The sequence below is a fragment of the Pseudomonas sp. R38(2017) genome (assembly GCF_002112395.1).
Taxonomy (GTDB): domain Bacteria; phylum Pseudomonadota; class Gammaproteobacteria; order Pseudomonadales; family Pseudomonadaceae; genus Aquipseudomonas.
The window spans coordinates 23,518-36,012 of the sequence record NZ_NEHN01000005.1; the positions used below are offsets into that span (position 1 = coordinate 23,518).

The following is a 12,495-nucleotide window of genomic DNA, read 5'->3' on the forward strand; positions in this document are numbered from 1 at the left end:
AAGAAAAATTCTGAGGCCTTTGATGTTGTTTTCAAAAACGTGGCTCGCACTTGCAGGCTTGGCGCTTGGCCTGACCGGCCCCCATGTTCAAGCGAAGGAGCCGTTGCTATACACCCTCGACGCTTCAACGGTATTGCCAGGCGACGGTTACAGTTGGGGCTTCGCGGCACTGGAACCCAAGGGTCCGCATCTGTTCGTCGCCCGCCGCGAAAACGGCCTGTCGGTGTTCGACGTCGACCAACAGAAACTGCTGAAGACCCTCGACAACTCCGCCGGCGCCAATGCCGTCGCCTTCGTGCCGCAACGCAACCGCGCGTATGTCGCCAACATGGATGGAACGCTGGGGATCGTGGCGCTGGATCGGCTGCAAGTGCTGCAACGACTCAAGCTCGACTCAGGCAACCTCAACAACCTGGTCTACGACGCCAGCCGCGACCGGCTGACCGTCACCAGCGGCCGACGCGGCGATCATTCGACGCTGTATCTGATCGATGCGAAAACCAATCGCCTGACCGATGCAGTGGATCTGCCTGCGCAAAAACTTGACGGCCCCGTGATCCTTGAAAACGGCCACTTCATCGTCCCCATGCGCGACGAGGATAAAGTCGCCGTGCTCTCAGGGGCGAAGCTTGAACAGCAGCAATTCTGGGCATTCAAGGGTTGCAGCAAACCCAGCGCACTGGCCGTGGACGAACCGCGTCAACGCCTGTTCGTGGCCTGCCGTGGCGCTGACCCGATTCTGGTGGTCGCCGACCTGAAAACGGGCAAGGCCTTGAGGACCCTGCCCATCGGCCGCGCCGTGAATGCGCTGGCTTACGATCGGGTGAAAGACCAGCTGCTGGTGCCCAGCGGCGCCGACGCCAGCCTTGCGATTGTCCAGCGCGACGACCAAGGACAATACCAATTGCGCGGCAGCGTCGGAACCCGGCCATGGGCGCACAACATGGTGCTGGACGCCCAACGCGGTCAGGCCTATCTGTTCACTGCCGACTTCACCCAACCCGCGTCGAGCCGGGAACAACCCAAACCCGACCCGGTGTTTCACCCCGACACTTTTACGGTCCTGACCTTCAAGTCGCAGTAAGCGTCAGGAAGCGCGGTGTTGCACCGGCTGTACCGCACCGAACCCAGCCGCCATACGCCAGGCAACGGGTTGGGCTTGAGCATGGTTTCGGCGGTCGCGCGCCTGCATGACATGCGCCTCACCGTAAACGATGCGGCCCCCGGTTGCCGCATCGACATGCTCGGAAAGCCCTTGCGGCAACCGCCTGATCATGACGCGCAGGTGCCCTGTGTGCCTGCGCGCTCAGCCGAAAGCGTTTTTCTCTCAGTTGATTTTAATCAAACACGCCTGCGCGCTTCTCGACGAGATTAATCCTCGACGTCCGCATCACCGCGTTCGCGGCCAATGCCGACCATCTTGTCTCGTGGAGGCGCGTCATGGCTACTCAACTGCAAGACCTTCAACCGGGCGCTACCCCCGCCCAGCATCCGCCACTGATTGGCAGTTTGCGCAAGAGTGAGCCCAGGCGCCTGACGCTGAGCCTGCTGGTGGCGCTGGTGGTGGGTTCGATGATCGGCAGCGGCATTTTCAGCCTGCCGCAGAACATGGCCGCCAGCGCCGGGGCCGGGGCGATCCTGATCGGCTGGCTGATCACCGGAGTCGGCATGCTGTCTCTGGCACTGGTCTATCAGAGTTTGTCCAACCGCCAGCCGGCACTGGATAACGGTGTATTCGCCTACGCCCGGGCACTGGGTGGTGATTTTCTCAGCTTCAACTCTGCCTGGGGTTACTGGATCAGCGCCTGGATCGGCAACGTCAGCTACCTGGTGATTCTGTTTGCCGCGCTGAGTTACTTCTTTCCGGCATTTGGCGACGGCAATAACAAGGCAGCGATTGCCGGTGCGTCGGTCGTGCTCTGGTCGTTGCACTGGATGATCCTGCGGGGCATGCGCACGGCGGCCCGTGCCAACGCCCTGAGCACCGCGGCCAAGATCGTGCCGCTGCTGTTGTTCATCGGTTTTGTGATCGCGGCCTTCCGGCGCGACACCTTCGCCATGGACTTTTGGGGCGCTCCGGCGCTGGGCAGCACCCTCGACCAAGTCAAGAGCACGATGCTGGTGACGGTCTGGGTGTTTATCGGGATCGAAGGCGCCAATGTGTTTTCTGCCCGCGCCGCAGAACGCGCTGATGTCGGACGCGCCACGGTCATCGGTTTTGTCATTACCCTGTTGCTGCTGATCGCGGTTTCCCTGTTGTCCCTGGGCATTCTCAAACAGCCGGAACTGGCCGCCCTGAAAAACCCTTCGATGGCCGGCGTACTGCAGGCTGCCGCCGGGCCATGGGGTGCCGTGCTGATCAGCATCGGCCTGATTGTTTCGGTCGGTGGCGCCCTGCTCGCCTGGACCCTTCTGGCGGCCGAATCGGTGTTCACACCGGCGAAGGAAAAGGTCATGCCACCGTCGCTCGGCGCAGAGTCCACCCGCGGCGTACCGGCCCACGCCTTGTGGCTGACCAACGGATGCATCCAGCTGTTTCTGTTGCTGACGCTGTACTCGAGCGCCAGTTACCTGGCACTGATTTCCCTTGCCACCTCGATGATTCTGCTGCCCTACCTGCTCAGCAGTCTGTATGCACTGAAAATGACCTGGCAGGGCGAAACCTACGCCGGTCATCGCGCCCTGCAAGTGCGCGACCTGGCCATCGCGCTGGTTGCCACGCTCTATTGCTTCTGGCTGCTTTACGCCGCCGGCCCCAAATACATGCTGCTCAGCGCGTTGCTCTACGCCCCCGGCTCACTGATCTACCTCGGCACATTGAAGGCCCGGGAGGGACAGCCTCTCGACGGACCGGACACCGGCCTGTTGATCATCATCTGGGCGGCAGCGGCCTACGCCGGCTGGATGCTGTGGTCCGGGACGTTGACGTTGTAAGGAGTTCGTTCAGTCCGCGCGGTTCGCCGACAGGACGTCCGGCGCTGCGCTTTCCATCCGAGAGGAGTACCGAAATGAGCAATTCCGTGAAAAAAATGCAGGAACATGCGGACGTAAAATCGAACCAGGTGCCCGTGACGACCGACCTCTGGCGCCCGCTGGAAAAGCTGCGGCAACAGGTCGACCACCTGTTCGAGGACTTCCACCGCGGATCATTTATGTCGCCCTTCAGCCGCGGACTGTTCGATGTCGAACCGTTCTTCTCGCGTGACTTGTTCACCCGCAGCGTGCCTGCCGTGGACATCACCGAAAAGGATAAAAGCTTCGAGATCACCGCAGAACTGCCCGGCATGGATCAAAAGAACATCGAGATCAAACTGTCCAACGGCAGCCTGATCATCAAGGGCGAGAAAAAGGAAGACAAGGAAGAAAAACGCAAGGGTTATCACTTGAGCGAGCGTCACTACGGTTCCTTCGAGCGGGTGTTCAACCTGCCCAAAGGGGTCGACGCCGAGAAGATCGATGCGCACTTCAGCAAAGGCGTATTGAGCATCTCGCTGCCGAAAAAGCCCGAAGCGATGAAAGCGGACAAGGTCGTGCCGATCAAGGGCGAATGAATCCGCAGATGTATGCCCCTTGCCGGAAAACCGGCAAGGGGCTTTTTCTTGGGCCTCAGCCTCTGAAAATGTCGAATGGCTCGATCTTCAGCACCTTGCGAATGCCCAGGTAGCTGGAAAACCCGGCAATCAACAGCACCAGACCAAACGCCAGTCCCAGATTCCAGAAAGTGACGATCGCAGCGTAGTTGGGAAGATAGGTTCGTGCGATGACGATCATCAGAGTCACCAGTCCGATGCCCAGACCATAACCGGTCATCGCGGTGAACATGGCCATGAAGAAGATCATGTAGACCATCTCCCGGCTCTTGGCGCCGATGGCTTTCAAAGCGGCAAACTTATCCAGGTTTTCCAGAATGAAACTGTAGAACGTCTGACCGGAAATCGACAGGCCGACCAGAAAACTGATGACTGTCATCATCAGAATATTGGTCCCGACACCGGTCTGATAGATGTAGAAGTCGGCAATACGCCGGTTGAACTCATCCCTGGTCAGGGCGATGTAGCCCAACCGCGCCACTTGCTGCTTGATGGCTGCCTCACCTTGCCGGCTTCTGGGCTTGAGCAAAATGTATGACACGGTGAAGCGTGTCGTAGGGATGTATTCGATGGCACGCCGGTAGGTTGTGTAAAGCGTCGGCACTCCGGTCAATCCACCGACCAGAACCCTGGCGATGCCGACGATGGTGCCCCGGTGGTCGTTGAGCTCGAACGAGGTACCGATGGCAGGGTTACCCAGTTTTGCGAACTCAGCATCGTGAACCACGATGAACGCGTTTTCGGCGTAGATATCCTCGATGGCGCCCTGCTCCAGGGCCGGACGGCCGAGCAGGCTGGTGTCGTCCAGACCAATCACGCTAACCCCTTGATATGTGCCATTTTCCAGGCGCACCTGGGCGCTGCCAATGAATACCGGGACGGCGTATTCCACCTGCTGCATGCTGCGCACTGCGTCCAGCAGGTAGTCCGGCAACGGGATGGCAATCGTCGGGGTGTTGACCGCCGGATCGATGATCCACATCGGTGCACCGACATTGGTGACCGTCGAATAGGCGCGGTTCAGGATGCCGGCGAACATGGCGGTCATTTGCATCATCAGGAACACCGAGAAGGTGATACCCACCAGTAACGCGGAGAATTTGGCGCGATCATTGACCAGAAGCTTGTACCCGATGCGCAGAATTCCACTGTATTTCATGGCTAGTTTCCGCTAATGCCGGTATCGGGCCGGTTCCACCAGCCGCCGCCCAGCGCCACGAACAACGCAACCGTGTCCTGATGCCGCTGCGCCAATGCTTGAAGGTAAGCAATATCGACCTGATGCAACTGCACGTCGGCCACGAGCAGATCCAGATAGGTCACCAACCCCGAGCGATAGTTGGCCTGCAATAATCTCAAGGCCTCTCGGGCAGCGGCCTGCGCCTCGGCCTGCTTCTGCAACGTTTGCGCATCGAGCTCTATTGCCCTGAGCACATCCGCCACCTGCGCGAAAGACTCCAGCACCACTTGTCGGTAGTTCGCCGCTGCTTGCTGATAGGCGTCAATTGCCGCCTGGCGGCTGTACCACAGGCGCCCTCCCTGAAACAGCGGAATATCGATCGACGGCCCGAAGTTCCAGAATCGTCCGGCGCCGGCAAACAGTGAACCGGTGTACGACCCAGCCGCCCCGTAGGTACCGCTCAAGCTGAAGCTGGGAAACATCGCCGCCGTGGCGACACCGATTTGCGCGCTGGCCTGATGCAATTGCGCCTCGGCGGTGAGGATATCCGGACGCTGGCGCACTAGGTCGGAAGGCAGACTGACCGGCAGATCGTGCGGTAACGAAAGTGCTGTCAAGCGAATGTCGGGAAGTTTGAGTTCTGCAGGCATCACGCCTTCGAGCGTGGCCAGCAAGTGCTCGCTTTGACTGACTTTCTGTTTGAGCGCCGGTAACGAGGCCTCGTTAGTCGCGATCAGGCTCTGCAGGCTCAATGTCGCCGAATAAGGCACCGTTCCGCTGCGCACCTGAACCTGGGTGGACTGCAGCTGCTGGCGCTGCAAACCGATCAATTGTTCCGTGGCCTCGATCTGCGCGGTATAGGCTGCCCGGGCAATGGCCGTATTGACGACATTGGCCGTTAGCGTGAGATAGGCCGCCTGAGTCAGCCAGGTCTGGCGATCGACCTGGGCCTGCAAGCCCTCCACGGCACGTCGCTCGCCGCCAAAGACATCGAGGGTGTAGCTGATCGTGCCACTGAAGATCATCACGTTAAAGATCGAGCCTGCCGTCGTCAGCCCTTGCTGGACCGGCGCGCTGCGCTCACGACTGGCGCTGAAGCGGGCATCGAGCTGCGGATAGAAGACCCCGTGACCGGCTCTGAGCGCGTTCTGGCTTTGACGCAAACTGGCCTCGGCCGCCTGCACGGTCATGTTATGGGTGATCGCCTGGCGCACCAGTGCATCAAGCGCCGTCGAGTGGAAAAAACGCCACCAGTCCGGTGTGACCTCACCGCCGGACACGAACTGTTGAACCTGGCCCTGCGCCGCAACAGTCCCCGGCAGCGGCTCGTTCAGATAACGCTCTGACACAGGCGTGGCCGGAGGCGAAAAATCCGGGCCGACCGTGCATGCGCTGCCCAGCAACAGGCTCAGTGCAAGGCAGAAGCGTCCAGTGCGGCGTAACCGGTCTACCCTTTCCATTATTTCTGACCTATGAACACATCCACCAACTGCCCCGGGTAGACGTTCGGCAGATCTTTCTTCTCGAAGCGAAAAATCACCGCCAGCACCCTCAGGTCAACTTTTTCCCGGCGCTGGTTGGACAGCTCGATTTTCGGCGATACGTAGGGCTGCACCCGCACGAAGGCCAGCGGCACACGGATGTCCGTGCCGTGAATCAGCATCTGCGCCTGCATGTGCTCGGGCGCTGGTAATCGGGCGATCAGAATCTCGTCCACATAACAGCGCACAGCCAGATGCGCCTGATCGGCGCTCATGACCAGCAGCGGCGCGAACCCTTGGGTGTAAACGTCATAGGCCCCCTGGGGCGATACATAACTGCCCACTGCGCTGTTAATAGTCATCACCACACCGTCCGCTGGCGCCTTGATGAGGTATTGCGCCAGCAACGCCGCCGACGCCTTGAGGGCAGCCTGCGCCTGGGTCACGGAATTGCGCGCGGTGTCCAGGGTATCTTTGCTGATCGATTTCGGATCAATGTTGTAAGACGCCAAGCGCTTGTTGTACTGGTCGCGGGCGGTGGCCAGGCTGGCCTGGGCCAGTTCAAAATTGGCGCGTGGCACCGCGTCGTCAAGTGTGACCAGCGGCTCCCCGCGTTTGACCGTCTGCCCCTCCTGCACCCACACCCGGGTTACCGGCGCGGCCACCTGCGGATAGATCACGATATTGCTGCCACCGGGCTGCTCGCCCTCGATGATGCCATTGGCATAGATCGCGCTGGCATCGTTGCTGCTCGCTGGTGCGAAGGCGGGCGGCAGCGGCTGCGGTGTCCGCCCGAGCAGATAGGCGGCGATCAGCCCCCCGAGAACACCGACTACCGCCAGCGTAAACAGCAGGGACTTTTTCACGATATGGCATGCCCGGTTTCGCTGATTCGGCCGTCAGCCATGTAGATGATACGGTCGGCGTACTCGTTGATCCGTGCATCGTGAGTGACAATAAGGATGCAGCGTTGCTGATTGAGTACTCTCTCCTTGACGAACGCGATGATCATTTTTCCCGTGTCCCCATCCAGAGATGCCGTGGGCTCGTCCATTATCAAGATTTGCGGCTCCCCCACGATGGCTCTGGCAATGGCAACGCGCTGCTGCTCCCCTCCGGAAAGCTTCATGGGCAAGATGTTCCCCCGATCCTTCAGGCCCACCACCTCCAGACTCTGGCGGGCCTTCGAAAGCGCATCGTTCCATTTGTGATGCCTAAGGATCAGGGGGATGGCGACGTTCTCGGCCGCCGTCAACCGCGAAAACAAGTGATAGTCCTGGAACACGAACCCGATGTGATCCAGGCGCAGTTCGGCCAATCTGTCGCTATTCAGGCTCCAGATGTCCAGGCCATTAATCAGCACCGTTCCAGAGTCGGGTCGCAGGATGCCGGAGAGGATGCTCAATAGTGTGGTCTTGCCGCTACCCGAGGGGCCGACGACAAAAACCATTTCGCCGAACTGCGCGACCAGCGCCACCTGGTCGACCGCTTTCATGCGCGTACTGCCTTCGCCAAACCACTTACACAACCCGCTCGCAACGATGGCCGGGTGGGGGGTCATTATTTGCGACTCGCCTTTTCAAGCATTCGGCTGGCGCGTTCATTGGCCTCATCGGCGGTGCGTTGTGCCTGACTGGCCGCGGCCTGCGCCTGTTCCGCTTTTGAATACGCGGCATCGGCTCTGGATTGCGCAGCAGCGGCAGCGCTTTGTGCCGAATCGATACGAGCATTCATTTCTTGCACATGCTTATGACTGCACCCCGCCGTCATCGCCAGAAGGACGCTCAGCACAACAACAGATAAACGCTTGTTCATGGTGGTTCTCCTCAGTTGAGTGAGCCGGGAACACGCCGGCACCCCTCAAAGTATCCGGCCCCCCTGCGCCGGCACTGTGATTTTTGTCAATGAATGGCCAACCCGGCGTGCCGGTTAATCACTCGTCGCAATAATGTGCGCGTGCCCGCTCATCCGGATGAATGCTCAGCGGTGCATCAACCAATCCAGCGAATCTCTGGTGCCTGATGGGCAACAGGCGCCGGCGCGGCTTTCGGATGGCCGACGATGATCGGTGCTACCGGAACCCACGCCTGTGGAAGATTCAGCATTTGCTTGCCCTGTTGAGTATTGAGATACGGCTGGGCAAAACCGATCCAGCAAGTGCCCAGTCCTTCTGCACAGGCACTGAGCATCAGGTTCTGGGCGGCCAGCGCACAGTCTTCGACCACCCATTGCCCGGGTGCGTCAGCCGAGATCAGGATCAGTACCGGTGCGTGATAGAAAATCTGAAAGTGCTCGTCATCGAGCAACGCGTGAAAGCGCTCTGATTGTGATCCCGGTGCCAGCGTCTTGAGCATGCAGGCTTTCGCCTCGCGTGAAATTCGATCCAGCAACGCTTGGTCGCGAACCACGGTGAATCGCCAGGGTTGTTGGTTCATCGCACTTGGCGCCAAGGTGGCGGCACCGATCAAGCGCACAATGACCTCTTCATCGACAGCCTGCGCCGTGTATTCACGTGTCGAATGACGGCCAGAAATGGCCTGGTCAATGTTCATGAGCATTCCTCCTACAGGGACCTCCGGCGCGGTGCTACACAGCCAGAACGTTGCAAGGGACCTGATACAGAATGTGTTCGGTGGTACTGCCGAGTAGCTTGTCCAGACCGTGGAATTGCACGCGCCCCATGACGATTACATCCACCTGATGCTCGTCTGTGAACTCACTGAGCGCCGCAACGGGGTGCCCCACCACAAAATGCCGGCGATCAGCCGGTACGCCATGCTGACTGGCCCAGTCGAGGTAGGTCTTTTCAAACTCACGGCGCAAGCCTTTAGTCAGTTCGGCGATTTTCAGGCCATCGCCCAGTTCTGCCAGGTATTCCTGCGAAACGTCATAGGCATACAACAGGTGCAATTCGGCATCACACTGGATAGCCAGCGCAGTGGCCTGCTGGATGATGCGCTCGTTCAACCGATTATTTTCCAAGCCGTTCGTAGAGACGTCGACCGCGGCTACAACCTTGCGCGGTAATGCATGGGCCGCGCCGCCAAGCAGGTACACCGGCACTTGGCATTGGCGCAAAAGATACCAGTCCAGTGGGGTGAAGAATGCACGTTTGAGCAGTGACTCGTGTTGCACTTCCTTAATCAGCAAGTCGGGATTCAACTCTGTAACGTGATCAGAAATCTCCTGTTTTATGTCGTCCGCCCAAGCGACTTCGCAGGTCACTGCTACGCCTCGGCCAGACAGTTTCTCCGCCTGGGACTTCAACCAGTCGCGTTGGTTCTGAAGATAGCTTTCCCGAACCTGTTTCCTGCTGCCCTCGTCAAGTAGCCACAGAATGTCCAGTGTCTTGACGAGGGCGACGATGTGCAATGTCGCACCACTGGCCCTGGCCAGCGCGCCGGCATGGTTGATTGCCGGAGAGCGGCGCAGGAGCGGGTTGATGATCAGCAAAAGGCGTTGATATTGGCTCATGATCTGTCTCCCGTCAGGCAGGTCGCGAGACCGGCCTTGCTCAAACGCCCGGCGACACTGCCGGACCTCATTCGCTGAACCCAGGCGGGATCGGCGACTCTTTCTCCGGAATATCCGTCAATATTGCCTCGGTCAGCAGCAGGATGCTGGCCACTGACACTGCATTTTCAAGGGCGATCCGCACCACTTTGGATGGGTCGATGATTCCGGCCTCGTAAAGATCGACGTAGCGATTGACCGACGCGTCGAAGCCAATGTTGCCAGGCTCCGCCAACATCCTCGCGACAACGACGCCGGCATCCACTGCCGAGTTTTCAGCGATGACCCTGGCCGGCGCCTCCAAAGCGCGCCGCATGATTTGCAGACCCGTGCGGGCATCCCCTTCATACTGCATCTCCTCGGCGGCAATCTTCGGGACGGCCTTGAGCAAAGACATGCCGGCGCCTGGCACAATGCCTTCGGCGATGGCTGCACGAGTGGCGGAAATGGCGTCATCCAACGCATCCTTGCGGGTTTTCATCTCGGCTTCCGAAGGCGCTCCGACCCGGACCACCGCGACGCCGCCCGAGAGCCTGGCCAAGCGTTCCTGTAGCTTTTCACGGTCGTAGTCGCTGGTGGTTGTCTCCATTTGTGCGCGGATTTGCTGCATCCGCGCCTCGATGGCCTCGCGATTGCCAGCCCCCCCGATCAACGCCGAACTGTCCCTTTGCACCACCACCCGATGCGCCCGGCCCAATTGACTCAACTCGATCTGTTCGAGGGCAAAGCCCAGGTCATTGGAAATCACCGTTCCTGCGGTCAGAACGGCCATGTCCTGCAGCATCTCCTTGCGCCGGTCACCGAAGCCCGGAGCTTTGATCGCCACCGCTCGCAGCACACCGCGTATCTGATTGACCACCAGCGTGGTCAACGCCTCCCCTTCTATGTCATCCGCGATCAACACCAGGGGCTGGCCGCTCTTGGCCACGAGCTCCATCAGGGGCAGCAACTCCTTGAGATTCAGAATCTTGTGGTCGCAAAACAACAGGTAAGCGTCATCGAGTTCCACCTGCATCTTTTCGGTATCGGTGACGAAATATGGCGAGACATAGCCTCGGTCGAAGCGCATGCCTTCCATGACCTCGACCACCGTTTCAGTGGTTTTTGACTCCTCGACGCTGACCACTCCTTCAATACCAACCTTCTCCAGGGCATCGGCTACCAGTTGGCCAATGACCGCATCGTTATGCGCGGATAGCGTCGCGACCTGGACCTTTTCCCTGGGCGTACTCACTGGTCGCGACAGCGTCCTCAACGACTCCACAACCAAAGCGAGTCCGCGATCGAGCCCGCGTTTGAGGTCGATCGCACTGGCACCCGCCACCACATTGCGGATACCGTCCGCGAGGATGGCCTGGGCCAGCACCGTTGCAGTGCTGGTACCGTCCCCCACCGCGTCACCGGTGCGCTCGGCAGCCTGACGCAACATTTGCGCACCGAGATTTTCTTCCGGATCCAGCAGGTCGATGCGCCTGGCGATCGTTACACCATCATTGCAGACTGTTGGATTGCCCCATTTATTCTGAATCAGCACCGACTTGGACTTGGGGCCCAGCGTCACGCGCACGGCATCCGCCAACTGAGTGGCACCGCTGAGAATCCTCTCGCGGGCGGCGCCGCGAAATACCAGCTTGCTGTGAGCCATCGGATCGCTCTCCTGCCAATTCCACGTTCAAGCAGGGTCTATTAACCACTCCCGGCGACGTTGACTTTTATCAACAAAGCCCTGAGCAGCCCGGTCCTCCTGTCGCCTCATGCATAAACGCGGACCATTGGCTCGAGCCGCCTTCAGCGCTTGCATCGCAGTTGATAAAAATCAACCTGCTGGAACCCGGATCGCGTCGAAATGAGCGGGTGCGCTTCAGCAAGCGTCAGTTGTTCTGATCATCTCTGGAGGAACATCATGGACAAGTTTCAGCAAAGCCAAAAAAACAAACTGTTCAAGAACGTCTCGCATGACCCTTATAGCGCCCCACGCACGGAGGGCCCTGCCGTTTGCCCGAAATGCGAGGCCGTGTATGCCGCAGGAACCTGGAGCTGGAAACGCCAGGAAAACACCGTGGTTCACGGTGCGCAAACAACGATCTGTCCAGCCTGCCGGCGCATAGAAGACAACAGGCCTGCGGGTATCCTGACCCTGTCCGGCGGCTACGTGCACCAGCACCGTGGAGAAATCGTCCAGCTGATTAAACACACTGAGGAAAAAGAAAAAGCCGAGCATCCCCTTGAGCGCATCATCAAGTTCGATGACGCGGCCGATGATCTGATCGTGACCACTACTGGCATTCACCTTGCCAATCGTCTGGGGCATGCCCTGAAAGGCGCTTTCAAAGGCAACTCTGAATACCACTACAGCGATAGCGAATATGGCATGAGCGTGCGCTGGTCCCGTGAGGAATAACCCGGACAGCGAAGTGGTTGCAGTCAGTACTGAATTGATTATCTGGCGTTGGCCGGCGCCGGCTCTGATCTTCGTCAAAATATCGTTGACTTGTGGGCAACCCATTCACTGCCGGGCCAAACAGGCATTGTTGATATTCCTCAAGGATTTTTTGCCACTCAGGCGTAGAAAAAAACAAGGCGACTGTTCCCTGCTCTCTTGCATCGTGGACACCGTCACGTGCGACTTGAGCCTGCGCAAAAGCATGCTGGAAGAACTCGAGTTCCAGCGTGATATCGACGACGCCAACATCGGCGTCTCAGGTGATGCTTGAAGCCCGGGTTCATCTGT

13 protein-coding genes are annotated in these 12,495 nt (G+C 59.3%); 5 read left to right on the forward strand and 8 right to left on the reverse strand.

What is annotated here, in order from left to right; genetic code table 11:
* Positions 1-22 precede the first annotated feature (22 nt).
* The 3 genes from CAF87_RS13010 (at position 23) to CAF87_RS13025 (ending at position 3,551) form a co-directional block, all read left to right on the forward strand.
* Positions 23-1,084, forward strand: a complete 1,062-nt coding sequence (locus CAF87_RS13010) for a YncE family protein (protein WP_085731759.1) — start codon at positions 23-25, stop codon at positions 1,082-1,084.
* Positions 1,085-1,440: 356 nt separating this feature from the next.
* Positions 1,441-2,934: a basic amino acid/polyamine antiporter gene (locus tag CAF87_RS13020; RefSeq protein WP_085731761.1), complete on the forward strand. Its 1,494-nt coding sequence runs from the start codon at positions 1,441-1,443 to the stop codon at positions 2,932-2,934.
* Between the two features lie 74 nt (positions 2,935-3,008).
* Entirely contained in the window at positions 3,009-3,551 is a 543-nt protein-coding gene (locus CAF87_RS13025; protein WP_085731762.1) for an Hsp20/alpha crystallin family protein, read from the forward strand.
* Positions 3,552-3,606: 55 nt separating this feature from the next.
* Here CAF87_RS13025 and CAF87_RS13030 read toward each other — a convergent pair whose 3' ends face one another.
* The 8 genes from CAF87_RS13030 to groL all read right to left on the reverse strand — a co-directional run bounded on the left by CAF87_RS13030 (position 3,607) and on the right by groL (position 11,409).
* Positions 3,607-4,749 carry an ABC transporter permease gene (locus CAF87_RS13030; RefSeq protein WP_085731763.1) on the reverse strand — a complete coding sequence of 381 codons (1,143 nt, stop codon included), beginning with the start codon at positions 4,747-4,749 and terminating at the stop codon, positions 3,607-3,609.
* A 2-nt stretch (positions 4,750-4,751) separates the two neighbouring features.
* Positions 4,752-6,173, reverse strand: coding sequence for an efflux transporter outer membrane subunit (locus tag CAF87_RS13035; protein WP_256576010.1), 1,422 nt, complete (start codon positions 6,171-6,173; stop codon positions 4,752-4,754).
* Between the two features lie 56 nt (positions 6,174-6,229).
* Positions 6,230-7,117, reverse strand: a complete 888-nt coding sequence (locus CAF87_RS13040) for an efflux RND transporter periplasmic adaptor subunit (RefSeq protein ID WP_085702074.1) — start codon at positions 7,115-7,117, stop codon at positions 6,230-6,232.
* Complete coding sequence (locus CAF87_RS13045) at positions 7,114-7,746, reverse strand: ABC transporter ATP-binding protein (protein WP_227235539.1); 633 nt, start codon at positions 7,744-7,746, stop codon at positions 7,114-7,116. Before CAF87_RS13045 ends, CAF87_RS13040 begins: the two co-directional genes overlap by 4 nt.
* Positions 7,747-7,811: 65 nt before the next feature.
* A complete protein-coding gene (locus tag CAF87_RS13050; RefSeq protein ID WP_085702072.1) occupies positions 7,812-8,066 on the reverse strand; it encodes an Lpp/OprI family alanine-zipper lipoprotein in 255 nt (84 codons plus the stop codon).
* A 176-nt stretch (positions 8,067-8,242) separates the two neighbouring features.
* Complete coding sequence (locus CAF87_RS13055; RefSeq protein ID WP_085702071.1) at positions 8,243-8,803, reverse strand: nitroreductase; 561 nt, start codon at positions 8,801-8,803, stop codon at positions 8,243-8,245.
* A gap of 34 nt (positions 8,804-8,837) precedes the next feature.
* The gene (locus CAF87_RS13060; protein ID WP_085702070.1) at positions 8,838-9,725 is read right to left on the reverse strand and encodes a universal stress protein; all 888 of its coding nucleotides are present in this window, start codon (positions 9,723-9,725) and stop codon (positions 8,838-8,840) included.
* Between the two features lie 67 nt (positions 9,726-9,792).
* Positions 9,793-11,409, reverse strand: a complete 1,617-nt coding sequence (groL, locus tag CAF87_RS13065) for a chaperonin GroEL (RefSeq protein WP_085702069.1) — start codon at positions 11,407-11,409, stop codon at positions 9,793-9,795.
* A 258-nt stretch (positions 11,410-11,667) separates the two neighbouring features.
* On the opposite strand from groL, the gene CAF87_RS13070 reads away from it, so the two are divergent.
* A complete protein-coding gene (locus tag CAF87_RS13070) occupies positions 11,668-12,165 on the forward strand; it encodes a BCAM0308 family protein (RefSeq protein WP_085731766.1) in 498 nt (165 codons plus the stop codon).
* A gap of 13 nt (positions 12,166-12,178) precedes the next feature.
* Positions 12,179-12,478: a hypothetical protein gene (locus CAF87_RS13075; RefSeq protein ID WP_085731767.1), complete on the forward strand. Its 300-nt coding sequence runs from the start codon at positions 12,179-12,181 to the stop codon at positions 12,476-12,478.
* The last annotated feature ends 17 nt before the right edge of the window (positions 12,479-12,495 follow it).

Coding starts and splice junctions, on each gene's coding strand:
- CAF87_RS13010 (WP_085731759.1), top strand. CDS start 23: ATGTTGTTTTCAAAAACGTGGCTCGCACTTGCAGGCTTGGCGCTTGGC.
- CAF87_RS13050 (WP_085702072.1), bottom strand. CDS start 8,066: ATGAACAAGCGTTTATCTGTTGTTGTGCTGAGCGTCCTTCTGGCGATG.
- groL (WP_085702069.1), bottom strand. CDS start 11,409: ATGGCTCACAGCAAGCTGGTATTTCGCGGCGCCGCCCGCGAGAGGATT.
- CAF87_RS13070 (WP_085731766.1), top strand. CDS start 11,668: ATGGACAAGTTTCAGCAAAGCCAAAAAAACAAACTGTTCAAGAACGTC.
- CAF87_RS13060 (WP_085702070.1), bottom strand. CDS start 9,725: ATGAGCCAATATCAACGCCTTTTGCTGATCATCAACCCGCTCCTGCGC.
- CAF87_RS13030 (WP_085731763.1), bottom strand. CDS start 4,749: ATGAAATACAGTGGAATTCTGCGCATCGGGTACAAGCTTCTGGTCAAT.
- CAF87_RS13020 (WP_085731761.1), top strand. CDS start 1,441: ATGGCTACTCAACTGCAAGACCTTCAACCGGGCGCTACCCCCGCCCAG.
- CAF87_RS13045 (WP_227235539.1), bottom strand. CDS start 7,746: ATGAAAGCGGTCGACCAGGTGGCGCTGGTCGCGCAGTTCGGCGAAATG.
- CAF87_RS13055 (WP_085702071.1), bottom strand. CDS start 8,803: ATGAACATTGACCAGGCCATTTCTGGCCGTCATTCGACACGTGAATAC.
- CAF87_RS13025 (WP_085731762.1), top strand. CDS start 3,009: ATGAGCAATTCCGTGAAAAAAATGCAGGAACATGCGGACGTAAAATCG.